At 60.3% G+C, this 23,017-nt stretch carries 29 protein-coding genes; all 29 read right to left on the reverse strand.

Annotated elements, in window-relative coordinates; translation table 11 throughout:
• Positions 1-7: 7 nt before the first annotated feature.
• On the reverse strand, positions 8-226 hold the full coding sequence (locus tag J3P93_RS21560) for a hypothetical protein (protein ID WP_434591696.1): 219 nt from the start codon (positions 224-226) through the stop codon (positions 8-10).
• Between the two features lie 8 nt (positions 227-234).
• The gene (locus tag J3P93_RS21565) at positions 235-1,437 is read right to left on the reverse strand and encodes a carbohydrate-binding protein CenC (protein WP_434591699.1); all 1,203 of its coding nucleotides are present in this window, start codon (positions 1,435-1,437) and stop codon (positions 235-237) included.
• A 10-nt stretch (positions 1,438-1,447) separates the two neighbouring features.
• Entirely contained in the window at positions 1,448-1,879 is a 432-nt protein-coding gene (locus J3P93_RS21570; RefSeq protein WP_434591702.1) for a phage tail assembly chaperone, read from the reverse strand.
• A gap of 1 nt (position 1,880) precedes the next feature.
• Entirely contained in the window at positions 1,881-2,801 is a 921-nt protein-coding gene (locus J3P93_RS21575; RefSeq protein ID WP_434591705.1) for a gp53-like domain-containing protein, read from the reverse strand.
• Between the two features lie 33 nt (positions 2,802-2,834).
• Entirely contained in the window at positions 2,835-3,302 is a 468-nt protein-coding gene (locus J3P93_RS21580) for a phage tail assembly chaperone (RefSeq protein ID WP_434591708.1), read from the reverse strand.
• A complete protein-coding gene (locus J3P93_RS21585; protein ID WP_434591711.1) occupies positions 3,302-4,228 on the reverse strand; it encodes a hypothetical protein in 927 nt (308 codons plus the stop codon). The genes J3P93_RS21580 and J3P93_RS21585 overlap by 1 nt, the downstream gene beginning before the upstream one ends.
• Before the next feature lie 125 nt (positions 4,229-4,353).
• On the reverse strand, positions 4,354-4,869 hold the full coding sequence (locus J3P93_RS21590; protein WP_434591714.1) for a phage tail protein: 516 nt from the start codon (positions 4,867-4,869) through the stop codon (positions 4,354-4,356).
• Complete coding sequence (locus tag J3P93_RS21595) at positions 4,866-6,023, reverse strand: phage tail protein (protein WP_434591716.1); 1,158 nt, start codon at positions 6,021-6,023, stop codon at positions 4,866-4,868. Before J3P93_RS21595 ends, J3P93_RS21590 begins: the two co-directional genes overlap by 4 nt.
• 13 nt (positions 6,024-6,036) lie before the next feature.
• Entirely contained in the window at positions 6,037-6,636 is a 600-nt protein-coding gene (locus tag J3P93_RS21600; RefSeq protein ID WP_434591718.1) for a YmfQ family protein, read from the reverse strand.
• Positions 6,624-7,667: a baseplate J/gp47 family protein gene (locus J3P93_RS21605; protein ID WP_434591721.1), complete on the reverse strand. Its 1,044-nt coding sequence runs from the start codon at positions 7,665-7,667 to the stop codon at positions 6,624-6,626. The genes J3P93_RS21600 and J3P93_RS21605 overlap by 13 nt, the downstream gene beginning before the upstream one ends.
• On the reverse strand, positions 7,657-8,055 hold the full coding sequence (locus J3P93_RS21610; protein WP_434591724.1) for a phage GP46 family protein: 399 nt from the start codon (positions 8,053-8,055) through the stop codon (positions 7,657-7,659). The genes J3P93_RS21605 and J3P93_RS21610 overlap by 11 nt, the downstream gene beginning before the upstream one ends.
• Positions 8,055-8,564: a phage baseplate assembly protein V gene (locus tag J3P93_RS21615; RefSeq protein WP_434591727.1), complete on the reverse strand. Its 510-nt coding sequence runs from the start codon at positions 8,562-8,564 to the stop codon at positions 8,055-8,057. Before J3P93_RS21615 ends, J3P93_RS21610 begins: the two co-directional genes overlap by 1 nt.
• Before the next feature lie 135 nt (positions 8,565-8,699).
• Positions 8,700-9,749, reverse strand: a complete 1,050-nt coding sequence (locus J3P93_RS21620) for a phage baseplate assembly protein (RefSeq protein ID WP_434591730.1) — start codon at positions 9,747-9,749, stop codon at positions 8,700-8,702.
• A 3-nt stretch (positions 9,750-9,752) separates the two neighbouring features.
• A complete protein-coding gene (locus J3P93_RS21625) occupies positions 9,753-10,988 on the reverse strand; it encodes a DNA circularization protein (protein WP_434591733.1) in 1,236 nt (411 codons plus the stop codon).
• Positions 10,985-12,547: a phage tail protein gene (locus tag J3P93_RS21630; protein WP_434591736.1), complete on the reverse strand. Its 1,563-nt coding sequence runs from the start codon at positions 12,545-12,547 to the stop codon at positions 10,985-10,987. The genes J3P93_RS21625 and J3P93_RS21630 overlap by 4 nt, the downstream gene beginning before the upstream one ends.
• 130 nt (positions 12,548-12,677) lie before the next feature.
• Positions 12,678-12,974, reverse strand: a complete 297-nt coding sequence (locus J3P93_RS21635) for a phage tail assembly protein (protein ID WP_007908778.1) — start codon at positions 12,972-12,974, stop codon at positions 12,678-12,680.
• The gene (locus J3P93_RS21640) at positions 12,971-13,318 is read right to left on the reverse strand and encodes a phage tail tube protein (RefSeq protein ID WP_007908779.1); all 348 of its coding nucleotides are present in this window, start codon (positions 13,316-13,318) and stop codon (positions 12,971-12,973) included. The genes J3P93_RS21635 and J3P93_RS21640 overlap by 4 nt, the downstream gene beginning before the upstream one ends.
• Before the next feature lie 67 nt (positions 13,319-13,385).
• On the reverse strand, positions 13,386-14,882 hold the full coding sequence (locus J3P93_RS21645; RefSeq protein WP_434591740.1) for a phage tail sheath subtilisin-like domain-containing protein: 1,497 nt from the start codon (positions 14,880-14,882) through the stop codon (positions 13,386-13,388).
• Positions 14,882-15,061, reverse strand: a complete 180-nt coding sequence (locus J3P93_RS21650) for a DUF2635 domain-containing protein (RefSeq protein ID WP_208938508.1) — start codon at positions 15,059-15,061, stop codon at positions 14,882-14,884. Before J3P93_RS21650 ends, J3P93_RS21645 begins: the two co-directional genes overlap by 1 nt.
• Positions 15,058-15,642, reverse strand: a complete 585-nt coding sequence (locus J3P93_RS21655) for a phage tail terminator protein (protein WP_434591743.1) — start codon at positions 15,640-15,642, stop codon at positions 15,058-15,060. The genes J3P93_RS21650 and J3P93_RS21655 overlap by 4 nt, the downstream gene beginning before the upstream one ends.
• Positions 15,643-15,808: 166 nt before the next feature.
• A complete protein-coding gene (locus tag J3P93_RS21660) occupies positions 15,809-16,840 on the reverse strand; it encodes a phage late control D family protein (RefSeq protein WP_434591746.1) in 1,032 nt (343 codons plus the stop codon).
• A gap of 9 nt (positions 16,841-16,849) precedes the next feature.
• The gene (locus J3P93_RS21665; protein ID WP_090282040.1) at positions 16,850-17,062 is read right to left on the reverse strand and encodes a tail protein X; all 213 of its coding nucleotides are present in this window, start codon (positions 17,060-17,062) and stop codon (positions 16,850-16,852) included.
• On the reverse strand, positions 17,055-17,438 hold the full coding sequence (locus tag J3P93_RS21670; protein ID WP_434591749.1) for a phage tail protein: 384 nt from the start codon (positions 17,436-17,438) through the stop codon (positions 17,055-17,057). Before J3P93_RS21670 ends, J3P93_RS21665 begins: the two co-directional genes overlap by 8 nt.
• Positions 17,435-19,618 carry a phage tail tape measure protein gene (locus tag J3P93_RS21675; protein WP_434591752.1) on the reverse strand — a complete coding sequence of 728 codons (2,184 nt, stop codon included), beginning with the start codon at positions 19,616-19,618 and terminating at the stop codon, positions 17,435-17,437. Before J3P93_RS21675 ends, J3P93_RS21670 begins: the two co-directional genes overlap by 4 nt.
• 128 nt (positions 19,619-19,746) lie before the next feature.
• Entirely contained in the window at positions 19,747-20,328 is a 582-nt protein-coding gene (locus J3P93_RS21680; RefSeq protein ID WP_434591755.1) for a phage tail assembly protein, read from the reverse strand.
• Positions 20,329-20,490: 162 nt separating this feature from the next.
• Positions 20,491-20,997: a phage major tail tube protein gene (locus J3P93_RS21685; protein ID WP_434591757.1), complete on the reverse strand. Its 507-nt coding sequence runs from the start codon at positions 20,995-20,997 to the stop codon at positions 20,491-20,493.
• Positions 20,997-22,163: a phage tail protein gene (locus J3P93_RS21690; RefSeq protein WP_090282035.1), complete on the reverse strand. Its 1,167-nt coding sequence runs from the start codon at positions 22,161-22,163 to the stop codon at positions 20,997-20,999. The genes J3P93_RS21685 and J3P93_RS21690 overlap by 1 nt, the downstream gene beginning before the upstream one ends.
• A gap of 2 nt (positions 22,164-22,165) precedes the next feature.
• Entirely contained in the window at positions 22,166-22,351 is a 186-nt protein-coding gene (locus J3P93_RS21695; RefSeq protein ID WP_434591760.1) for a hypothetical protein, read from the reverse strand.
• A 102-nt stretch (positions 22,352-22,453) separates the two neighbouring features.
• Positions 22,454-23,002 (reverse strand): DUF4376 domain-containing protein, encoded by a 549-nt coding sequence (locus J3P93_RS21700; RefSeq protein ID WP_434591763.1) that lies wholly within the window; start codon positions 23,000-23,002, stop codon positions 22,454-22,456.
• Positions 23,003-23,017 lie beyond the last annotated feature (15 nt).

Consider the following 23,017-nt stretch of genomic DNA (forward strand, 5'->3'; position numbering starts at 1 on the left):
GATTGAATCACGGCTGGCGGGTGCTGCGTGCCAGCCATTTATTTGCCAGAGTTTTCAGAGGGCTGTTCAATGCAGGGTTGTTTGGCGGTTCATTGGCCGGCAATACTTGGCCGCCCGATAACAGCCACTGCTGATACTCAAGCCAATCGCGATTTGTTGTATCTTGCGGGATATACGCTCCATCGCTCAGCCTAAGTACGCCGCATCCAGTCAATTGATAATTCATGGTTTCTCCTAGAGCTCGGCATCAGCTGTCCATTCGATTTGCAGTATCTGTCCGGGAACACTGTCGACCGGCGTCGTTGTGCCAAAGGCAAAACTGCGCTCGGTCACACTCTGCACGATGGATCCAGTGTATGCTTTTATAAGTGAATAATTCCAGATTTCACCGCTGGCCTCGCCGGGGCAATACATCCTGACCGTAGGCTGAACGCGCTTCTGAACCAGCATGGTTACCGCCATCCCGGACTGGGGCGACTTCGAGGCAGCGGCCTGGGTGAACGTAGCGATACAGGTACTTGGGCCGTTGTTTGTCCGAATAGGCAAGCGGCTTGCAAAAGACTTCTCGAAGTAGCGCTGACATAACATCAGCTCTTCCGCAGGTGGACGGATCTCGAAGGGGGTAGCAACCGGCCCTTCTTCCAGCTGAATTCTTGCCAGGTCAACCGTTTGAATCACATTTAGCGGGAGATCGAAACTCAGCCTCAGACAATCATTGGCACCGAGCATTTTTCCGGCGATCACAGGTACCTGAAAGGTAGCCGTGTACCTGGTCCAAGCCGTGGTCAATTGAAAGACCTCGACCGCTTTCATCACCGGCTCCGAGCCACCAGTTCCGAAGTACTGGGTTATGAATATCTTCAGCGGTCGCGCAGCATCGGAGCGTGCCCAAAAAGTCACGGTGGCGGTTTTACCGGCCAGTGTTCTGACCGACTCGACATATTGAGAAATTTTGTGTTCAGTGGAACCGACACCGGCTGTTGTCTGCTGCCAACGCAAAAAACAAGCGGGCTCGCCCGACACTTCGGATTGGCCTGGCGCGAAATCCTGGCGAGAAATATTTACCGCAGCATTGCCGTTCCAGTCACAACGGAAACGATCAGCCACGTAGCCGCCGACATTCGGTCCCTGATTTGTCGTCCCGCGCTGCCAAATATCAAATCCGCCATTGATCAGCAGATTCCTGCGGTACACCTGCACCGGAAAGTGTTGCATCGGATCTGGCTTGGACAGTTGCCGAATCGCTTGAGCCAATTGATCTGTCTGCTGTTCGTCCGGGCTCAGCCCCGCTGCGGTAATCGCGCTGAGTATTTCCTGCGTAACGCTGTTGCCCCAACTCGCTGGAATCAGCGAGCCGGGTGTACCGGCGACGGCGTCCTCGTCAACGAACTTGCCGTTGACCAGGCCCGCGCCGGGAACGCTTTTCGGATAATCCACGATTGATTCCTTATAAAGTAAGAGCGCCGAGCCAGTTCGGCTCAATCGGGCGCGAATGCGCATCCGGAAATTCAGGCTGATCGGGCCAGTCCCGCAGCGCCTGGCGATAGGCAAGCAGTTGCTTGAACTCTTCAGCGTGCAGGGTCGTGCCTTCGCCGGTTTCCAGTTCTTCGGCATCACGCAAAACCAGCCATTGGGTGCTCTGAAGCACCTGGTTGCGCCAAGCGCGCTCCCGGCTGGCGAGCGCGATTGGAGATATAAGCGGATCGATCAGCACAGGCTGGCCAGTAGCGCTAGCGCTGACGCTTTTACCGGCTGCCTGCCCGGCAAACAGCTCGGCATATTGCGCCTGGGTAATTTCCACCGCGTTCTCAGGCACTTCGGTCAGCGAACCTTCGACCCGTTCGAAACCGAGGGTCTGAGCGTAAAAGTAAATAGTCATTTCAATATCCCCAGACCAACACGCGACCTGAAATACCCGACGACGGCTTTATTCCGGTCGGGTCGATATTCCTCACGCGCGCGACCACAACCGATGTTGTCGAAGCCCCAACGTCCAATGCCCAAACGGTCGCATTGCTGGCACTCCAGCCAGCCGGATTGGCCTCGTTGGCGATGCCACCCAAAATGGACGAAGGAAACCTGATTGGCAGCGATAGCGTCATGTTGCCGTTGGCGTCAGAAGCCCCGACCACCCACTGCATAATCAAACCGCTGGGCAGTCTTTGATAACCCGGCGAATTCATCTGGGCACCGAAGGCAGCTGAATACTTGATGCCGGCGGTGCCATACACCACCCACCCCCCCGACTCCCTGACAAAGTTCGCGCTCTCACCACTGTTCATCACAATCGACGCCAGAAACGCCCCTTGAGGGCTAATCTGCGTGCCTGTTTTACTGGCCACCGTTACCGCCGCACTGTTGCGGCAATGCAAGCTGATGGTGGCGCCACTCGGCACCGCAGCAGCATCCGGAAGCGTCACGGTGTAGGCGGCATTGCCGCCCAGACCGATCGAGCAGCCAACATCGGCCGCCGTCAATTGCGCAGCACCGTAAATGCCTCGCGAACTGGCGTAGCTGCCCAGGGCTCGTTGCACGAACTCGCAGGTAGCTGCCGACCGTCCGCTGTCGAACTGCGCTGCTGTGGTGAACAACGCCGCGCTGCGTAACGCCGCCAGCAATTGATTGTTGGATGCCTCGCTGGGTGTCATTCCCGCCGCCTGAACGACGTTGAGAATTTCCTGCGTCAAACCATTGCCCCACGCCGCCGGGATCAGCGAGCCGGGTGTTGCGGCAACTACGTCTTCATCAACGAATTGGCCATTGACCAACCCGACACTGGGCACGCTTTTGGGATAGTCCAATGTTCATCTCCTTGATTGAAATTGTGCGGCGACTCAATCGATCGAATGAGCCAGCCACTGCGGCACTGCCGGCCGGGAATTCATCGCCGGAAAGCTTGGCGAACCAGGCCAGTCGCGCAGCGCCTGACGATATTCGAGCAGTTGCAGATATTGCGCGGCCCGAAGATGGGTGCCGCGTCCCAGCGCCTGCTCGTCACGATGACGAGTGACCAGCCATTCGGTCGCTGCCAGCGATGCCTGGCGCCAGCCGCGTGCGGATGTCGCAGATTCTGTTTCTGCACGGGTGGATGTCTGAAGGCTCACTGAGTGTTGCGCTGCCGACGATGGTTCATCTGCGGCCGGGGTCGTGTCGAGCGGCGCGCCGATTTCGATTTGCTGGTCGTCTGGAACCAGAACCATCGACTGGACAAAGGACGGTGCAAACAGCTGGCTGATGACGTAGTCACCGGTGTCGATCCGTTCGGCGACCACACCGTTCTCAACCCGAGCATAAATAGCCATTATTCGTACTCCCAGATTTCACAGAAGGCGTTACCGCCGGCACCGCTCACCACGGCTGCTGAAGCATTGGTCGAACAGGACCCGCTGCCACCGGAACCACGTCCGCCGGAGACGCCGACGCCATTGACACCCACGCGGGTACCGCCACCGTCATACGGGCTGGCGCCACCTGCTCCGGAAAGAACGCCCCAATTGCCGTTGTACATCGCGTACTCACCGGGTATACCCCGCGCGTTGGCAAGATTCCCGCCGGTGACGGCTTGTCCTCCGGCCCCGCCCTGAACGAAGCCGACCGCAGTGGCTGAAGAAGCGACAGTGAGCACCTGCCCGCCTCCACCGCCCGCCGCGCTCATATAGGTACCGAACGAAGCGCCGCCACCGGCCTGCCCCATCACATTGCTCGCAGCGCCGCCGCTACCCAGCGTAACGGGCACGCCTGCAAGCATTTCCGACGTCACGTCATAAAGACTTTGTGCGAAAGCTCCAGAGCCTCCGCCGCCGCCAATACCCTGGAAACCGGCGGCAACCGGCGAACATCCACCGCCGCTGCCCCCCGCCCCGATCAGCCGGACAAGAATCCGCCTGGCCTTGGGGTTCGGCTTGTACAGCGTGATACCGACCTTTTCGATCTGCCTGACCGCCAACAGCCGCCCCACCGCATCGGTAATGCCGTAGCCACTCAAAGTCGTCGGGGTGTTCTTCAGTCTGGTGAAATCGACCAAGGCACCGATCGCCGTCGCCAACTGATCGGTTCTGGCTTCATCCGGCGTCAACCCGGCAGCCTTGATCGCGTTGAGAATTTCCTGCGTGACGCTGTTGCCCCACGCAGCCGGAATCAAAGACCCCGGCGTGCCCGCCACCGGGTTCTCATCAACGAAACGGCCATCGACCAGGCCGACGCTGGGGACGCTTTTTGGATAGTCCATGGATTACTGGTTCTCTGGTAAATGACAAATGAACCGCGTCGGGCCGGTCGCCATGGCGGTCTATGTGCGAAATAAAAAAGCCCACGTTGAAGTGGGCTCGAGTGACGACGAAATGAGTCTTGTACCTAGCCGGAAATACTGCTGACCAACTCACGAATCGCCACCAAGGCATCATCGGCAGCACTGCGCGCCAGATCGATCTTGCCCTTGCTCGCATGTGCACGGATCTGCGCCTTGGCCTTCAGGCGCAAGGTGCGCAGGCCCAGCAAGTGGTCGGTGAGTTGATCGGCCTTGGCGAGAATCTGCTCGGCTGCCTGTCTCGCGGTGCGGCCTTTGACGACCCACGCAGCGACCGACAGCGGAACTTCCTTTTTCGGGTAGCCGGCGTCCTGATACGCCTGCGCATCGGCGGCGGCCTGGGCGTATTCCATGGCTTTGAGCGGGTCGCCGGCCAGCGTGGCGCGGGCGCTGTCGGCGGCGGCGTCGACCTTCGCGCAAAGATGCTCGACTTCTTGCGCGTCCAGCACAGCCTGTTTGTCAGCGTTCAATACCCACTTCTCGCCGTCCCAGTCATGGGCCGTCGAAGGTTGAGGCTGGCGCATCTCGCCGTCGAACTGGTGAAGTTCTTGGATAACGATCATCGGAAAAGCTCCCAGGACAGTTGCACGTTCACGGCGTCGCCGAAGTTGATTGCGATACCTACGCTGTAATCGGTGATTGGGTGGCTCTTGATGCCCATGCTCAGCAGCAGTTCGTCACTGTCGGCGTTCGATTGTCCAAGGTTGTGCTCAGCCTGATAGCACTGCCAGAGCGAGCGCAGATTGGCATGGTCAAAACTGGCGACCAGCGTGGAAACCGTAACGTCATTAACGGTGTTATTGCTGAACAACACGCAAGGGGAGACGGTCGCCGGGTTCCAGCCAAGGGCGTTATTCGAGACGCCAGTGCTGACTGGTGACAGATAGCTGTAATTGCCCCCGGCCCATCCGGTTGATGGGAAAGCAACGGTCGTCACCGACGTTGAGGACGGTGTCGGGTTACCCGCCACCAGGCGTGCCGAACGCGCATGCGGGTCCAGCGGCAGAAAAATTGCGCCCGTGCCATTGACGGTTTGCGTCCAGGACAAACGAGCGCGGTTGTAGATCGTGCGCACCGTCGGCACGGAGCCGGGCGCCCCGGTGATGACCCAGGCCAGGCACATGTCCAGCGCCGTTGACTGAAAACCGCCACCCGCTGCGGCGTTCGCCGTACCTTTCAACGACTCCGGGACAACGTCATGGATGTTGCCGCGCTGCACGTAAAAGGTCAGCGCACCACCCACGGCTTGCGCACGTAAAAAATAATGACTGTTGGGCAACAGATCGACGCTGCTCCAGGCGGACGTTACGAACGTACGCGACCGCCCCAACTGGCCGCTGACGACTTCCTGACCCAGGCTGATAAACGTTCCTGCGGCAATCGAAACCCTGCCACCGCTGGTAGACGCGGCAGCCGGGCTGACAACCAGTCGGCCATCGGCACTGGCCACCGTCGGCAGCGGTAATGCCACCAACGGCAACGCCAGATCCTGATTCCAGCCCTTGGCCGTCACCGATTGAATCGCCTGCAACAACTGATCGTATTTCTTCTCGTCCGGGGTAATCCCGGCCGCATTGATCACGTTGAGAATTTCCAGCGTGACCCCGTTACCCCAATCCGCCGGAATCAACGACCCCGGCGTCCCGGTCAACGGGTTTTCATCGACAAACTTGCCATTCACCAGACCGGCGCTGGGCACACTGTTCGGATAATCCATCCCTCATTTCTCCCTAGTCATAATTGATGTGCACCTTGGTGTGCGCTGGCGCACTGCGGTGGATCAGGCATTCCAGCGCCGAGCCCGGGTTGACGCCGAAGCGTTCGCCCCAATAGCTCGCGCCGTAACGCCGGCCGAGCAGCAGGCGGCCGCCGGCGTTGAGCGTCCACATGAATTGCGCTTCCCAGGTGCCCCAATGCGCGGAACCGAACCGGGCACGGCCCATGCGCGGGGCTTCGTGTTCGGTGATGGTGGCGTTGGGGTAGCCCTGGCTTTTGGCGATGTCGAGGTAATATCCGACGGCCTGGCTGCCGACCGCGAGCAAGCGGCGGCGTACGGCGAGGCGGCGGTCGTCGAACAGCGGCGTGGCGCCCAGGCAGGGGTCGGGCAGGTTCATCACCTGTTCCCAGTCAGGCACCAGTTCGCTGACGCCGGCCGGGTCCATCTCGTTGAGCAGGTCAGCGGCGCGCGCGTCGAGGCGCGCCAGTTCGACGGCGACGCCTTGCAGCACTTCTTCGAGCTCCGGCACACGTTCCGGGTCCCACGCCGGGCCGCTGGGCAGCAAGGCGCGCAGTTGCGCCTGATATTGCGCGGCGGTTCTTATGCCCCCCATACGCAGCCTCCAAACGTCAGCAGTTCGCTGTCCTTGGCGGTGACGTTGGCAACCGGGGCGCTGAGCACGTGATCAGTTTCACCGGCAGCGCTGCTGATAGCTTCGCGAATATGGCTGATCAGCAGATCCTCACCGAGGTCGGCCTCGCGGTTGTGCAGATCGCGCAACTGGGTTTCGACCGCCGCACGTACGGCACTGGTGTCCGGCGTGAGCTTCAGGCGATAGGTCACCGGCACCTGAATCGGCGCACGCACATGCACTTCGGCGGTCACTGGGCGCAACGGTTCGATGTACGCCTGCACCTGCGCCAGTTGCTCGGCGTTGGGCACCGGTTGTGGATCGTCGTCACGCATGATGTAGACGCCGACGGTGCCGGGGCCGAGAAAGCCGCCGCGACACCAGGCCCGGGTGACGCCGGGCACTTCCAGCGCCCAGGTTTCGTAATCGTCGGCCGAGCCGCCGTGGGGAATGATCCGGTACGAGCGGATCACTCGCGAGCGCAGCGATTCGAGACTTTCCCGCGCGACGCCGCCGCTGAGGCCCGGCGCCAGGACGACGAAGCTGTTGCTGACCACGCCGGCAATCGGCTGTACCGGCGTCAGCGCCAGCCCGGCATCGGCATTGCCGAGGCTGCCGGCTTCCAATGCTGCAATCTTCGTCGTGTTGCTGCCATTGATTGCAGTGCGCGCGCTGGTGACTTTGTAGGTGCGGCCATCGCTCGCTTGCAGCAGCGTGTCGACGTCCAGCAGCGCGCCGGCCGTGGCGCTGAAACTGACGCTGCCGCTGGCAACCTGCGCGGGTTTGCGCGGCTGGTTCAAACGCAGTGCGGCGATGCGTTCCAGGGTCGACTCATCGGCTGTGTCCGGCAGGATCTGTTCGGCGATCCAGTCGAGGTAGCCGTACAGACCATACGCGGCGCCGCTGAGGGTACGGGCCAGCACTTGCGCATCGGACTGGCGCAGCGAATCGCCGGCCAGGTCGCTTTGGGTGCGCTTGATCAGCACCGGTAGCGAAGGGGTTTCAAACGGCATAGATCACCTGCCAACTGTTATCGGGGTTGATGTCCAGACGTTCGCCATTGGCCAGGGTCAGGACCATGCGCAAGTTCAGGCGCTGGGCGTCGAGGCGTTCACTGAGGATGTCGATGGCGCTGCAATGACCGTCGTCGATCAGCCATTGCAACGCCTCGCGGGCATAGAACTCAGCGTCCATCTGGGTCTGTCGGGTCAGCTTGACCCGGCGCAGCAGCCACAGCCGTGAACCGATGCGATCGTCAGCGACGGTGGGAAAGCTGTCGCCCCACCAACCGAAGCGTTCCTCGTCATCGAGGGCGTCGTCATCGGCGGCGCGGCGCCAGGTGAACAGGCTGATCAGCACCGCGCGGGTCAGTGCGGTATGCAGGTTCGGGCTGATCAGCATCATTTGCCTCCTGCCGGCACGCCGGTCTGACCGTTGCCGGCCTGAACGCCGACGTGCACATGGCTGATCTGGCTGACGCCGCCGGCGAGCTGGTCGCCGCTGGAAACGATCTTGCCGGTCTGGTTGATGACGGGCGTATCGAAGTTCACCGCGCTGCTGGCGCGGATGTTCAGCGTGGCGGTGTCAATGTCGATGATCCGCCCGCGCTTGAAATGAATCCGGTCGCCCTCGTCGGTGTAGATCGCCACTTCACCGGCGGCGAGCGATTGCAGGCGATAGCGGCGGTCGGCGATGACCAGGGCGATGGCATGGGAACGGTCACCGCCAATGAAAGTGACGACACCTTCGGCGCCAGCCAGTGGATGGCTGGTAAAACCGTAGGGCTCGAAGTGTTCGAGGTCGTCGCTCACTTCGCCGGCGGTGAGGCGCATTTGCAGCGATTGCAGCTTGGAGGCCGAGTTGGCGAGCACGACAGTGCCGCGCGCCAGCAGGCGTGTCAGTAGGCTCATGGGGTTTTCTCAAAATGGGGGGATGACGCGATCCACTGTAGGAGTGAGCCTGCTCGCGATCGCGGTATGACAATCGACACTTGTTTATCAGTTGTACCGCGATCGCGAGCAGGCTCACTCCTACAGGGATCGGTGTCAGGTCTGGGGTTTTTTCGCTGGCGCTGGATCAGCATCGAAGGTATGCGGTGGTGCCACCTGCAAGGTGGTCACCGAGCCCTGCGCCGACAGCGAATAGGTGACTTTGGAAATCAGCATGTCGCCGTCGAACCCCAGCACCGGATCTTTCACCCGCACCAACGTGTTGTGCCGCCACAGATCGCCGTTGGCCTGCCGCCAGCCCTGCACCTGATAAGTGGTGGTTTGCGCCCGGCCCATGCGGGTGGCGCTTTCCCATTGGGCACGCTGCTGCGCCAACTCAAAGGTCAGTTGCGTGCCTTCATTGATTATCGTGGTGCGCCGGCGCTTGAAGGTCAGGTCGGCGGCCGTTGATTCGACTTCACTGACCGCCGCGCCGCTCTGCTTGTCCGAGCCTTTCTGCTGGCCGATCACCCGGTATTCGGAGAACACCTGGCTGTAATCCATCGGGGCATTGGCGGACAGAATATTCTTGCCCAGCTCGAGCACATCACTGGCCCGCCCGCCGCTGCCGGGTTTGGCCAGCACCAGCCGGCCGTGCTCGTCATCGGTGGAAAACACCCGCAGCAGCGAGAGCAGACGGTCGATCGACTGAAACGCCGTTTCACCGGGCACGATGGTGTGTTTGGTCAAGCGTGTGGTTTCACTGATTTCATTAACCACCGACAAGCCATATTCCCTGGCCAGATCCTGAACGATGTTCAGCAATGGCTGCTGCTGCCATTGGCTGGGCAGGTTACGGGCGGCACAATCGACCACATCCTGGGTTTTCGAACTGCCTTCGATGCTCAGGCTGATCTGCCGGCCGTCATAGCGGATCGGCGCCTTGAACACGTAGCCGGTCAGCACCAGATCCTGGCCGATTTTCACTTCACAGGGATCACCCGGTTTGATCCGCTGATCCACCGTCTGCCCCGGCCACTGCCAAGTGATGTCGAGTTTGAAGGTGCGGAACTGGCGCTCCAGATCAGCGCTGATTTCCACGCTTTTCCAGCCGCCATATTCCATGTTGTTGACGGTCAGCGTGACATGGTTGTCCATCTCGCTCATGGCTCACTCCCTGGAGACTTTGACGTCGTTGGGGGCAAAGCCCGGATGGTTCATGGCGTTGCTCTGTGTCACTTCAGTCACCCGCGTGGCATCGGCAAATTGCCGGTAGGCCACCACCAGTGCGGGCAGGCTTTCCTGGAACGATTTGCTGACCTGTCGCACGCCGGAAGACGCCACGGCCTTGAGATGCGCAAGCAGCGCTTCCTTCACGTCATTGATGGCCTGGTGGTGTTTGGGATCGGCCTTGTCGAGCATCGGGTCAACCGCCGCCCCGACCGCTTTCTGCAGCGCTTTCATTTCCTCGGTCACCGGCACTTCGTGACGGGTCACCGGTTGATCCGCCTGATGCGCCACCGAAGGGGTCGAAAGGAGTTTTACCGCAGGGCTGGCGACCGGCATCGACGCCACCCATTGCGCCACTTTGACCAGCAGCGTGTCCTGCACCAGATCGGCCATGGCTTGCGCCGCCGCGTTGGTGTCCTTGCCAGTGGTGAGCTTCGGCGCATCGGCCTTGCGAATGGCTTCGAGTTGTTGCGACACGTCGGCAATCACGCCACGGTAGCCCTCCTTCGCGAACGCCTTCAGCTCCTTGATATCGCCGAGCAAGCCTTTGAACTCTGCCGCCACTTCCTTGGGCAACTCCTTTACGGCCTTGACCAGTTCGGTGATCTGCCGGTACTGCTCGATCAGCGGTTTGAGCTGTTCCTTGATCACCTCATAAACCCCGGTGAGGCTGTTGCGCAGATTGATGATTCCGATCCGTGCAGCCTTGATCATGATCAACGCCTGTTCGAAGCGCGCCACCGCCGACCCGAGCAGCGTGTCAGCCTTGGCCAACAGCACTTTCTGGGTACTGACCGTCGCGGTCGGAAACGGCAACGGTTTATCCGGATAGAATTTCAGCGCAAAGGTCACCAGCCCGCCGTCCTGGCGGGTGTGGGTCATGTCGCATTCGCCGACCTTGACCTGCAAGCGCCCAAGCCACGGATGCACCAGCTCGCCACTGCCCGCCTCTAATGCCTTGAGTAGCTTGTCGCGCTGCTCCAGACAATCGGCGCCGACGATGAAGGCAGTGATCTCGTGAATCTTCGCCTGCTGGCCAAGGTCTTCGAAGTACGGCAGGTCACGTTGCGGGTACTCGTGCAATTGCCCCTTGCGACCGACCGGGGTTTTCGCCTGGTCGATCCAGAAGCCGACACCGCGAAAGGATGCCGGCAACAAACGGTCACGCCAGTTCATTGAGAACCTCCCATCGACAGCGAGCGATAGCCGATGCGCGACGCCACGGCCAGGCCCGGTTGATTGGTTTGCGGTTGTTCGGTGCGCAACCCTGCCGGCGCATTTTCGAAGCGCACGGTCAGGCCGCCTTCGAGTTGCGTGCGGTTGTTGATTGCGCTTTGCTGGATCAGCGCGCTGGACGTCTGCGTCAGCGAACTGGAGGATTGCGTCAGTGAGTTCGAGGATTGCGTCAGTGTCCCCGCCGACAACGGGGTTTTGGACGTAACGTCCATGTTGGAGCCAAGGAATTGCGGCGCCCATTCACCTTTGCCTTCGGCATTGGTTTTTTCCTGTGAGCGGGTGAGCACGTCGACCCTGGCCGATGCTTCGGCCGCGAGTTTCCCCAGGCCTCCGTTGAAAAAATCCCTGATCGGCGCCAGCACTTCGTAAAACGTGTCGCTCCACTTTTTAATCCAGGCGGTCAAAGGGTCCCAGGCCTGAATGAACATCTCCAGAGGCGACCAGCCCAGTTGGTCGCGGATAACGGCATACAGCGCAAGGATCGGCAGTTTGATGTAATCCACAAGGTCGCGAAAAAAAGCCGCTACCGGCACCGACACCGCCCTGAGCAAATCCCAGATCGATGCAAACAGACCCACCAGCGGTTGCCAGTTCTTCAGAATCAGCGCCTGCGGTGAATACGCAAACAACGTCGCATAGAAGTCGATGACCGGCGCCGCCAGCGATTTAAGTACGTCCCACAGCGCCGCGAAGAAGCCACTGACCGGCCCCCAGTTGTTGATCAGCATCCCCATCGGAGTGAAGCCGAACAGCGTCCGGAAAAAGCCAGCCATCGGGATCACCACCGGAGCAATCTGTTGCCACAGCCGGGCAAAAAACGCTGAGATCGGCTTCCAGTTTGCGACGATCAAACCTGCCGCCAATGCAACCCCGGCGGCAAAAATTCCGATAGGCGAAGCGAGGAGCGTGAGCACAGCACTGAAACCCGCAGCCGCCGTCGTCACGACGGTGAACGCTACTGCTGCTGCCGCCAGTCCTTCGACCAGTTGCGGATGATCGGCGACAAATTCACCGACCGAGGTCATGACCGGCACCAGCGCCGTCACCAAGCCATTGACTGCCGGCAACAACGCCTGACCGATCTTCAACGAAATGTCATCGAGCGAAACGTTGAACTTCGCAAGGTTGGTGGACGTTTCGCCCTTCACCACGGCGGGCACCTGCGCCGTTGCAGGTGCCCCCAGTGGCGCGGGAATCAGGGCGTCCTTGCCCAGCGTCGGGGTTTTAAGGTTTTTGCTTTTGCTCGCCAGTTCGTCCTCGGCCTTGATCGCTTTTTTCAAGCCCTCCTGAAACGGCTTGAGCAAGCCACCGCCCGAGATAAACCCAGACAGATCAAGTGGCTTGATCCCAGTGCTTTCCAGGCTTTTCTTGAACGCCGCGACTTTGCCTCGGACGCCCTTCATCTCGGTCTCCATTTTCTGCAGACCTTGCATGACCACGAGCATGTTGACCGTGGTCTGAACGTTTTGCTGGATCGCGTTTATCTGTGTAATAGCCATCACTGCACCTGCTGCATCGCATTGATCCGTTGCGCGTGCTCCAGCGACTCGCGGAGCACATCCAGTGGCCTGGCCATCATCTGTTCGGGGTCAACCTTCCAGAACCAGGCCAGGTCATAGGCGACGGCGATCAGGTCGGTGATGGCGCCGACGCCGCACTCATGAAAAAACTCGCAACGGCCCAGCTCAGCGCATTGAGGTCAGCCAGATCGAGCTGGTTGACCGACGACGGCGGAATGCCGGCGCACACGGCGATGTATTTGGCCGCCACGTCCATGTCGAGGCTGACTTCTTCGCTCTTGTCGATCTTGTACGGCAGCGCCTTGATCGCTCGCACTTCCTGCACCGTCGGGCGGCGCAGGACGAGTTCGGTCAGGGGCTCGCCGTGAGCTTCGATCGCAACCTGAAGCTTCACGGCGCCGCTCATTGCCAGGTCCCCTTGATGCCTTCGAATTTCAGTTCGATGGTGGCGTCATCGCCCTTGGAAACCGGTTCTTCGACCAGGTAGGCACCGGCCAGTACGTAGACTTTGCCGTTGCTGAATTCGCAGGTGACGGTGATGTCGGTGCCTTCGATCAGCTTCTTCAGCGGGAAATCGGCGGTGTGCAGCGCAGTCACTTTGAACGACGGCGCGATGTCGGTTTCCTTGTAGAAACCGGGCACGACGGTTTCGCGTTTGACCGCCATCAGCGGCGCTTCGCAGCCGCCGTTAATCGTCAGTTGTGCGCCGTCGACCTTGACGTAGCAGGTGCCTGCAATCAGTTGACCCATGGTGTAACTCCCTTCAAATAAAAAAGCCCACCGAGGTGGGCTGAATGCTTACGGTCAAACGCGGCGATCAAGCCGCGTCGTCGTATTGCAGACGGAACTGGTTGAGCAGTGCGAACACGCGCAGACCGTTGATGTAATCCGGCGGGAACAGCACGTTCACGCGGCTCGGGTCCTGCACGTCACGCTCGACGATCAGGTGCTCGGCGAACAGCTCGGCGTTCTCGACGTGGCCTTCCAGTTCGAGCTTGGCGTACTGCGCAATCAGCTCGCCACGGATGGTCGCCGGGGTGACGATCGGCTGGCCGGCGCCGAAACGGGTGCCGTCGGAGGCCAGTTTGTGGCGCCCGTATTTGCTGGTGATCACGCTTTGCAGACGACGCACGATGAACGCCGACTGGTGCATGGTTTCGCTGTCCAGGTAGGAGTTGTCGGCCTGCCCGTAAGCGTTTTTCTGGTAAGTGGTGATCGAGCGCTGGATGCGCACGTAACCGCCTTCGTAATACGCGGTGGCGATGCCGTAGTTGAGCAACGACTGCCGCTCGGTCAGGGTAAAGCGCTCGCTGGCCGGCGCCGGATCGACACCCGGCAGGCTGCCACTTTGCGTCGGACGGCTGGCGTCCGCCGAAATGAACACCGCGGTGCGCGCAGCCAGTGCCGCCGCTTGTACCCAGAACGGTTGCGGAACGCCCGGCTCCAGCGCCTGAATGGTCATGTGCTGGTCGTTGCGCGCCTGGCCTGCAGCGACCAGGGTGCCAACGGTGCCGCGCTTGGCGCTGTAGACGTGACCGAACAGTTGCTTGGCCCACGACCAGCGACCGGTGCTGTCATCCATGACCGCTTGCCAGGTGTTGAGCGTCGACAGATCGGACCACGGCAGTGCGATGAACTCGAACGGCTCGTCGCCCAGTGCCGCCACCGCAGCCACTTGATCCGGCACGCCGGCGCCGCCGGTCATGGCGGTGATCGCAGTGATCAGGCCGGCCGGGGTTTCTTCGCCGTTGCTCTTGCCCAGGCGATTGAATTGCAGGCTGATGTCGTTGCCGCTGTCGCCGGTCCATTTGGCGCTCAGGGTGATGACACCTTCAGCGGCCGCAGCGCTGACTGGCAGGTCGGCGGTGGCGTTGATTTTCTGCGCCAGTGCGGTGGCCGCTTGAGCAGCGGTGGCACCGTTGACCACGGTGGCCTGCACCCGCACGCCGCCAACATACAGGTTGAGCACGCCGGCCTGAGTGGCTGCACCGGTCAGGGTCAGCACGCCTTTGGCGATCGCCCCTTCAGCGTTGTGCAGCGGCAGGCACCAGATCTCACCGATCGGGTCGGCCTTGCGGAAGGTTTCGTACATCGAGGCGAGCATCGAGCCCTGACCGCCGATGCTTTTTGCCAGCGCCACGCTGGAGACCAGCACCAGTTTGCCGACCTCGGTCGGGGCGATGTTGTCGTTGACCTGCGCGACGATCAGACGGCGCATGGCCGACGTCGCACTGTTGGCGGCCGAATTGTCCATTTCGGCATAGAACAGCGGTACACGAATGTCCGCCGGGATGTTGCTGAATCCGATCGCCATTATTTGGCTCCCTTTGGTTTGGCTGTTGCGGTTTTGAGGGTGATGTCGCCGTCGGCCAGACGGCGGCGCCACCAGGCGCTGTCGGGCACTTCACGGCCTTCTGGCGGCAGCAGGTCGCCGGCCTCCGGGTCAGGTACGACGCGGCCGGCGGCCGGCAGCACAGTGATGCGGTTGCTCATGGGGTTACGTCTCCAGAGAAAGTCATTTCCACGCGCCCATCAGGGCCCGGGCGTTGCAGGTTGGGGTCGGCCGGATCGATCGCATCGACCCGCACGGTGGCCCCGGTAAAGGACGACAAACCGTCCAGTTCGCGTTCATGCCAACTCTCCGCAGGCTGACTTGGCAGATTGCGGCCGAGCTGGAACTCGGCAAAAAAGCGCAGCCGATAAAACGCCCGGCTGCTGTTGAGCGAGACCATTTCGCCGCCGTCATAAACGATGGCGCTGCAGTTGGAATCGGGCTTGAAACCCACCAGTGCGCGCCACAGTTCGGCGCGCAGGTCGTGCAACAGATCCAGCGCTTTTGTCGCGTCGCTGGCGTCAAGCACGACGACGATTTCGAAGCGGTCGCGGATCGGTTGGGTGGGAAGGTTTTGGGCGGTGCTGTTGCTGGCCAGATCGGCGATTGGCAGCACGTGGGCCGAAGGTGTTGGCAGATCCGCGTTGCCTTGCAGCAAGGCCAGATCGACGCCCACTGAAATGTGGTTGGCAAGGCTTGGGCATTGCCCACGCAACTGCGTGAGGATCGAGGTGATCTTCATGGGGGGGTCCGGAAAGAATCAGGGTTCGCAGAACACTGCGAATCCTTGTGGGAGCGGGCTTGCCCGCGAAAAGGCCAGCACATTCGGAAGAGAGTTGACTGACACGCCGCCATCGCGGGCAAGCCCGCTCCCACAGGGATCTTCCTCGCTGTGAGGTCGTGGTAAATCAGCCTTTGGCGTCAGCCTTGGGATCGAGGCCGCTCGCATCGATCAGGCAGCGATAGCTGTTTTCGCGATTGCCGCTGGCGGTAACCTTGTCGATCGACCAGCGCCCGCGCATGAAATCCGGCCAGGTGTCATCGAGCAGCAGCAGGCCTTCGGCGGCGAGCCGCGGGTTGCCCGGGCAGGTGATCTTCACCTTGAACTTTTGCCGGAGCATCTTGCGCACTTCGCCCTCTCCCACGGCAATGGCGTCGGCTTCACTGGGTTGCTTCTGGCGGATGGTTTTGAACGGCGCCAGTCCCGTTTCGATCCAATGCAAAACGCCTGTAACAGCATCGACAAAACACGTTTTGCAGCCCTTGGCCTGTTCGCGGGCGGCCTCTTCCAGCGTGGCGCTGATGAAGGCGTGATCGCCGGGGCGATTGTCGTGGGTGACCGACAACGTCACATCCTGCAGTTTCTGCCCCGAGATTGATTTGATCTGACCGGGCCGCGCCAGCACATACGCATCGCCATAAGGTTTGGCGACCAGGTTGTACTTCCTGGCCAGGCGCGTCAGAAAGCCCATGTCGGTTTCATTGGTCTGGTCGACGTGGGCGATCTTGATCATCGACACGTCCGCAGCGACACGCGATGAGAAGCCGTGCTGCGACACCAGTTTGCTGAACAATTGACCGAGCGTCGTCGGGCCATGACTGGCGGTGCGGCGCTGCTTGAAGCCGGTCTCGTCGTCCTTGCTGAAAGGCGCTGCAGTGGCCACCAGGGTCAAGCGAAACGGAAACAGCGTCGGGGTCAGGCGAGTGATTTTGAACTGGCCCTTGTCAACCGTCTCTTCCATTTCCAGGTAACCCACCCGCAGGCCGATTTTCCCGCCGAGGTTCGGCAGCCCTTCGAGGCCTTCCAGATCGATGGTCAGGGTCAGTTGATCCGACTCGATGCCGGCGGCATCAATGTGTTCCCAACTGATCAGACGCTGGTTGAGAAGATCCGCGTTGGCGCCATAAATCTGCACGACCGGGGTAAAACCCAATGCCATACAACCTCCTTAATCCCAGGCCGTGAGCGCTTTGATCGCGGCGGGTTTGCTGTCGAGTTCAGGCAGCACGACCCAGATGCCAGCGGGCAGCACCGGGCCGTGTTCGGCCAGGCTCGGGTTGAGTTTCCACAGGGCTTCTTCAGCGGCATCATCGCTGCGTCCGGTTTCGCGGTAGAGCAACAGATTCACAGAATCACCGGCCACGCTTCGTACCTTACGCATTGTTGAACTCCGCCAGTTCGATGACCCAATCGACCACCATCGCCGTGCCGTCATCGATGATCTGGCTTTGGGTTTCTGAAATATTGCTGATTCGCCACAGGCCCCAGTTGCGCCCGATGCCATCGATCAGCGGCAGCGGCGTGCGCAGTGCCTGCAAGGCGCGCAATTCATCGAGCCGGTCCATGGCCACGGCGTACATCGATTTGCCGGTGATGGTCAGGGTTTCGGGTTTTTGTCCGGTCTGACTGGATTTGGGTTTGCTGGTGAGGATCTGTATTTCGGTCCAGCCACCATCGGACTTGCGCGCCAGCGAGTGATACGCAAAGTCGCGCGACAGGCCGAAGATGAAACTGCCCAATGCCATTTGTTGTTTCATGTGACGGCTCCATCGGTGAGGGCTGCGTCGCGGCGGGTGGCGAGGGAGTTAGTGGTCATCAACGGCAGAAACTGGCCGTGAAATTGCCCGCTCAGTTGCTGTCCGATGATTGTGCGGATTTGTTCAGCCGTGTCTGGAGCCGGACAGGTGACCTGTATCAGAGGTGAAAAGCTCACCTGTTGGTTTTGCGTCTGTGCGCTTGGCAGTTCTTTGGCGACCTCTGCCGGTGGGGCGAGTCGGTCGGACGCCGGTGCCAGTTTTTCACCAAGCCACGAACCGCCCATGTTGCCCAACGTGCTGCCGACAATACCGCCGACCAGACCACCGACAGCCGTGCCGATGATGGGAATGAAACTGCCTATCATCGCGCCTGTCACCGCACCTGCATAACCACCCGCCAGACTGCCGCCGGCTGAACCTAGCGCACCGCCGACCATTTTGTTATCGCCTTCCTGCAGCCCCTTGATCACGTCAGGCGCCGCCGCAGCTACGGTCAGCAAAGCATTGGACTTGCTGAAACCCTTGGCCATAGCCTTGGCGTCGGTGAAACGGCTGCTCAATGTCGGGCGTGTTTGTGCAGGTTTTCGTGGCGCGACGGATGACCGTTTGACGGGGGCTTTGGGACTGGCTGATTTGCGGCGTTTTCCAGGCTTCGTCGACTTTTCGGATTTGTCGGGTTTGTCGGTATCGCCAGCGGCGACAGACCTATCAAGAACATCGATCAGGGGACCGGCTCCTGCCGTCGTCAGCAATTTCGTCGCCGCACCACGAATGAGCGAGGCCGTGGCGACTTTGATCTGTGTGCCGCGCGATAGAGCAATCACGCCGCCTAGCATGAGCAGAGCCGCCGTCGCCTTGGGCTGTTCCTCGGCAAACCTGGCCATACCACTGGCGACAGCGTCCAGAGAAAACACTACACCGTCGAACACATTGGTGAATGCTCCGCCAACGGCCGTAGACAACCGTGTACCGCTGGCATCCAAGGCATTGAAGCGCCCTTGCGAAGTGCTCCCTGACTGGTCGGCGTCTTTGCCGACTGACCCAACGTAATCGAGCTTCGTTGGAGCTTGTGGATTCGCTACAGTCAGCAGACCGAACGCCTTGGTCACATCCTCAGGTTTTTTCAGCAGCTTGAGAATCGCGTCGTTGCCACCGAACAGCGTTTTGGTCAACGCCTCCTTCTCTTCGGGCTTCTTGTCCTTGAGGGCTTCCATGATCTTGATGATGGTCGCCGACGTATCGGTCTTCATACCTGTGGCGACAGCCTCTGGCCCCAGATCATTGCCCAGCGAAGCCCAGGCAGTGCGCTGCTCATCCGTGGCCGTGTCGGCCTTGGCAAGCAAGGTCATCAAACTGTTGAGCCCGGCTCCCGCTGCGGACTTGTCGACACCACTGTTCAAAAACGCCGCGGCCAATGCAGCGACCTGCTCCGGCGCAAGCCCGCCAGCGACAGCTTTTTCACCCACACTTTGCACGACTGAGCCGATATCCGCAGATTTTGCGTCCAGCGTGCTATGCCCCAGATAGTTGGTCGCATCGGCCAGGTGTTGGCTTTTGCCGCGATCAAGATTCATCGCTGACTGCCAGGCCAACATCATCTCACTGGCTGTTTTCACATCAACGCCGAACGCCGAAGCGTTGATCGCCGCGTCGCGAGCGAATTCGGTCAAGGCGGCAGCTTTGCGCTCGGGCTCCAGACCTTCACCCACCCCGGATCTGGCGGCTGCCAGTTGCACCTGCAATAAATCCACACCGGTTGCGCCACTGGGAGCAACCGGTTTTTCGCTGGCCATTCTCAAGGTTTCTTGTGATAGCGCCGCGAGCTGGTCTTTATCCAGTTTCACCACTCGATTGAGCTCAGACAAAGCGGTCTGCTGCGCCATCGCCGCTTGCATGGCTTTAGGTGGTGAGCGCTGCTCGACTTCTGCCTTGAGTTTTGACTTCGCCTCGCTATTGGCAGACGGGGCCGCCGCCACGACTTTGAATAGCGATTGCTGGCTCACCAGCAGTTCGCGCAATTTGATCTGCTCTTGGGTCAGCAGACGGATGTCCACGCTTGCCAATGCCAGTGCCAGGGTCAAATCCTGCACAGGTTTGACGAGGTTATCGCCTAGCGTGGATCCGCCTGTTGTAAGGCCGCCCTCACCGACGTAGGTGAGCGCAAACTTGTTCTCTGCCATGCCGCTCTACTCCTGTTTCACGCCAAGGCGAGTGATCGCTATGTCGTAGCGGCGCAACGCCTTTTCGGCGTCCCATTCCAGAATCTCCGCTTCACTTACCGGGTAAATGAGCGGGACGATATCGAGGATTACTTCGATGTCGCGTTCCGAAAGTAGGCCGCCGGCTGGTTTAAAAAATCGTCGATGCGCACCTGCAATTGCGTCCAGTCCGGCACGCTCAGGTGGGCCAGATCGGGGATCATCAGGCCGGTGCAATGGGCGGTGATGAATTCGGCGCGTTCCTTGGCCGTTTTCAGTTTCTTCATCACTTTGGTGGCGCGCAGCGCGGGCATCTCCAGGCTCAGCGAGGTCACGGTACGGCCGGTGACGGCGAGCGGTTGCAGCAGTTGCACTTGGTCAGGATCGGCGGACTTTTCGGCGTCTTCGACCTGCTCCAGAAAGAACGACGCAGGGCGCGTCGACATCTCGTGCACGTACTGGGCAATGCTTACGTAATCGGGACGCTTGAGCTGGTCGAGCTCCTTGACCGACAGGCCGGTGGCGAGCAGTGCCAGTTCGAAAAACTGGTCGTCCTCGTCATCGCCGGCGCGTTCCAGTGCTTCTTTCTGTGCGGCGTAGAACAGCGGTTTGAGCTGCAGGGTTGCGATTTGCGAACCGTCGTCGCCAGTGATCGGCGACAGCAGCTCATGTTGGGGTGGCATCCACGACATGTATGAATTCCTTGGTGATTCTTTGGGAATTATTGAAATTCCTTGTGGGAGCGGGCTTGCCCGCGATGAGGGCGGCACTTCCAACATTGAGTTGATTGACCCACCGCTATCGCGGGCAAGCCCGCTCCCACAGGTTTTGTGTGTGTGTGGTGTGCTGCCGGGTTACGGCATCAGCACCGCACGCCGCGCATCACCGAGGATGTCGACGCCGTTGAGCACGAACTTCTGCGTGCGCACATCGATGTCGATCACCGGCACGCCGTTTTCCAGGCGGTTATAGGTGCGGCAGGACAGCTCCAGATTGGTCTTGGGTTTTTCGCCCATTTTCACTGCGGTCTCCTCAAGGGATTTCAGCTGACCGCCCACGTTGTGATAGGTGAACCAAGTGTTGCCGTCCTGATCCTGACCGGCTTCACGCACGTTCAGCAGGATGTCGTCGCCCAGCTTCACACCCAGTGCGAGCATCACTTCGGCGCCGAGGCCTTGCAGGGTCAGCTTGGCGTTGAGCGCTTTGCCACCCTTGGCCATTTCCTCAACGATGAAGCGCCCGCCGCGCATTTCTTCCATGTCGAATTCGATTTTCGGCGGGGTGAATTCCTCTACGGTCGCCGACAGCGGCAAGCCTTGCAGAGTGGCCGCGATGGCCTGGCGATTACGGTTGGTAAACATTAGAGAACGTCCTCCAGGAACTGCTCGATGATTTCATCGCGGGCGTTGAGTTGATAAACCATGTGTTCGTTCGGCGCGTAGCGGCCGTAATCGATGACTACGTACCAGGTGCCGTTCTTGTACTTCTCGACGCTGTTGAGTTCCGGGTGCAGATAAACGCTGCCGCCAGGAATGGTTTCGTCGGCAACCAGGGTCTGCAGCCAGTCGTTGATGCGCTTGACCTCCTGGTCCATGAACGACTTGGTGAGGTTCTTGGCCATGGCTTTCTGGCCGGCCTTGACCAGCTTGCGGCTGATCGCATCTTCGAGGCCGACATAGCTGATGAACTTGCCGGTGATCGAGCGGTTGCCCAGCAGCGAGAAGCCACCCAGCACGGTGCGCGCGTAATAGCTGACTCCGTAGCGGTTGAGCAGATCGCCTTCGGTGGAGGTGTCGAGGATGTTGTATTCGACGACGCGCGAGACGTCTTCGGCGAAGGTCACCTGATTGCCCGGACTCTCCCACTGCTTGACCTTGGCCAGCGCGGCGATCGCCAGGCTGGACGGTGCGAGGAAGACGTTTTTCTTTGCCGCTTTCGAGTACACCGCAGGCATGTTGTGCACCACCAGGCAACGGTCGAAACCGAGCTCGGCGCCGCCGAGTTCCTGGCTGTACAGCACCTGATCGGCCACCGAAACGTCTTTACCGTCCAGCACCACACGGGCCTTGATGCGCTTGCCGAACGAGGCGAATTCTCCGGCCACCGCTTTGCTGCCGGTGAAGCCCGGCGCGCCAATGATGGTCAGGTCTTCCGGAACGCTGCCCAGCGCAGCCAGGCCGAGCTTGCGGCCAGTGGCCGGCTCGACACCGCCGATCACCGCGTTGACCGTATCGGCCGGGGTCGCGCCCGCTTCGACGATCACCACGTAGACCGGCACCTTGACCACTTTGAGAATCTGGTAGACCGCGTGGTACAGCGTGCCCTCTTCCGCACCGCTCGGATCGAGCAGCGCATGGGTGGTGAAACTGTTGATGCGAAACGGTGCGTTACGCGGAATCAGCGGATCGGCGTTCGGCGCAGTGCCGACCAGACCGATGACGTTGTCACCCAGGCCACCCATGGCCTCGGGAGATTCGGTGGCATTGACGGTAATGCCGTTGTGCTCGAAGTTCAGAACCTCAGCCATGTTCAGTCAGCCTTTTTGGCAGTGGCCTTTTTGGCCTGGGTGGAAGATGTTTTCAGTTGCAGACGCCCGGCGCTGTGCAAGGCACTGGCCTCGACGTCGAGCAGATCAAGCTCTTGACCGACGCTCGACCAATGCCCACGACCTGTGGGGAACGGGACGAGCACGGTGTAGGTTTGGCGGTTTGCCATTTTTCGTTTCTCCATAAACGGGGAAGCCCCTCGGAGGGAGGGGCTTTGGTGGGTTTTGAATGTTTCTACGCGGACAAGAAAACGCCCCTGAGTAAGGGGCGTTTATTGAAGTGCGTCGACTGGCTCGCTCGCCGAAGTGTCGGGCCAGCCTTCCTCGAGCATTTCGTCTGTGTAAGTACCGGACTCAAGCGCATTCAACAGTTCCAGCTCGCGGTCAAAACAGGCCTGGACGTGAGCACGGACAGCTTTGGCAATAGCCAGGATTTGCGTTGCGTTGATATGGACGAATCCATCCAGCGTTTTGAAGTTGCAGCGGTACTCGGGGTCGAGCATCGCTGACAATCCGGTACTGGCGATGAGTGCCTGGCTGTCACGGGTTGTCTCGATGCTTAAGCCGTTTACCGTTATGCCTGATGTCTCTTGTGCAAAACGCTCAGTGGCGAACGCGGCAGCGTTATTCAAAGAAACATCAGATACCGCGACTTTGACGATTTCCCCGTCAACCCGTTTCCAAACGCCATCCGTATCCGCTCTGGTCGCCTGAAATACTGCTTCGTCAAGTTCTATTGCATCATCGGGAATAACGCTGTGAATGCTTGAGTCGTATCGCCCCATCAGCGTTCCGCTTTCATCAAATGTTGCAAACTTCATGATTAAATCCTCAAC

Origin of the sequence: Pseudomonas sp. R3-57 (assembly GCF_051132065.1) — a bacterium.
In the GTDB taxonomy this organism is placed as follows: Bacteria; Pseudomonadota; Gammaproteobacteria; order Pseudomonadales; family Pseudomonadaceae; genus Aquipseudomonas.

Coding starts and splice junctions, on each gene's coding strand:
- J3P93_RS21670 (WP_434591749.1), bottom strand. CDS start 17,438: ATGAAACAACAAATGGCATTGGGCAGTTTCATCTTCGGCCTGTCGCGC.
- J3P93_RS21700 (WP_434591763.1), bottom strand. CDS start 23,002: ATGAAGTTTGCAACATTTGATGAAAGCGGAACGCTGATGGGGCGATAC.
- J3P93_RS21605 (WP_434591721.1), bottom strand. CDS start 7,667: ATGCCGTTTGAAACCCCTTCGCTACCGGTGCTGATCAAGCGCACCCAA.
- J3P93_RS21590 (WP_434591714.1), bottom strand. CDS start 4,869: ATGATCGTTATCCAAGAACTTCACCAGTTCGACGGCGAGATGCGCCAG.
- J3P93_RS21615 (WP_434591727.1), bottom strand. CDS start 8,564: ATGAGCCTACTGACACGCCTGCTGGCGCGCGGCACTGTCGTGCTCGCC.
- J3P93_RS21600 (WP_434591718.1), bottom strand. CDS start 6,636: ATGGGGGGCATAAGAACCGCCGCGCAATATCAGGCGCAACTGCGCGCC.
- J3P93_RS21685 (WP_434591757.1), bottom strand. CDS start 20,997: ATGTTTACCAACCGTAATCGCCAGGCCATCGCGGCCACTCTGCAAGGC.
- J3P93_RS21560 (WP_434591696.1), bottom strand. CDS start 226: ATGAATTATCAATTGACTGGATGCGGCGTACTTAGGCTGAGCGATGGA.
- J3P93_RS21580 (WP_434591708.1), bottom strand. CDS start 3,302: ATGGCTATTTATGCTCGGGTTGAGAACGGTGTGGTCGCCGAACGGATC.
- J3P93_RS21665 (WP_090282040.1), bottom strand. CDS start 17,062: ATGCGTAAGGTACGAAGCGTGGCCGGTGATTCTGTGAATCTGTTGCTC.
- J3P93_RS21695 (WP_434591760.1), bottom strand. CDS start 22,351: ATGGCAAACCGCCAAACCTACACCGTGCTCGTCCCGTTCCCCACAGGT.
- J3P93_RS21680 (WP_434591755.1), bottom strand. CDS start 20,328: ATGTCGTGGATGCCACCCCAACATGAGCTGCTGTCGCCGATCACTGGC.
- J3P93_RS21675 (WP_434591752.1), bottom strand. CDS start 19,618: ATGGCAGAGAACAAGTTTGCGCTCACCTACGTCGGTGAGGGCGGCCTT.
- J3P93_RS21630 (WP_434591736.1), bottom strand. CDS start 12,547: ATGGCTATTACACAGATAAACGCGATCCAGCAAAACGTTCAGACCACG.
- J3P93_RS21655 (WP_434591743.1), bottom strand. CDS start 15,642: ATGAAGATCACCTCGATCCTCACGCAGTTGCGTGGGCAATGCCCAAGC.
- J3P93_RS21585 (WP_434591711.1), bottom strand. CDS start 4,228: ATGGACTATCCAAAAAGCGTCCCCAGCGTCGGCCTGGTCGATGGCCGT.
- J3P93_RS21635 (WP_007908778.1), bottom strand. CDS start 12,974: ATGAGCGGCGCCGTGAAGCTTCAGGTTGCGATCGAAGCTCACGGCGAG.
- J3P93_RS21650 (WP_208938508.1), bottom strand. CDS start 15,061: ATGAGCAACCGCATCACTGTGCTGCCGGCCGCCGGCCGCGTCGTACCT.
- J3P93_RS21610 (WP_434591724.1), bottom strand. CDS start 8,055: ATGCTGATCAGCCCGAACCTGCATACCGCACTGACCCGCGCGGTGCTG.
- J3P93_RS21620 (WP_434591730.1), bottom strand. CDS start 9,749: ATGAGCGAGATGGACAACCATGTCACGCTGACCGTCAACAACATGGAA.
- J3P93_RS21640 (WP_007908779.1), bottom strand. CDS start 13,318: ATGGGTCAACTGATTGCAGGCACCTGCTACGTCAAGGTCGACGGCGCA.
- J3P93_RS21645 (WP_434591740.1), bottom strand. CDS start 14,882: ATGGCGATCGGATTCAGCAACATCCCGGCGGACATTCGTGTACCGCTG.
- J3P93_RS21595 (WP_434591716.1), bottom strand. CDS start 6,023: ATGGATTATCCGAACAGTGTGCCCAGCGCCGGTCTGGTGAATGGCAAG.
- J3P93_RS21625 (WP_434591733.1), bottom strand. CDS start 10,988: ATGAACTGGCGTGACCGTTTGTTGCCGGCATCCTTTCGCGGTGTCGGC.
- J3P93_RS21690 (WP_090282035.1), bottom strand. CDS start 22,163: ATGGCTGAGGTTCTGAACTTCGAGCACAACGGCATTACCGTCAATGCC.
- J3P93_RS21660 (WP_434591746.1), bottom strand. CDS start 16,840: ATGGCATTGGGTTTTACCCCGGTCGTGCAGATTTATGGCGCCAACGCG.
- J3P93_RS21570 (WP_434591702.1), bottom strand. CDS start 1,879: ATGACTATTTACTTTTACGCTCAGACCCTCGGTTTCGAACGGGTCGAA.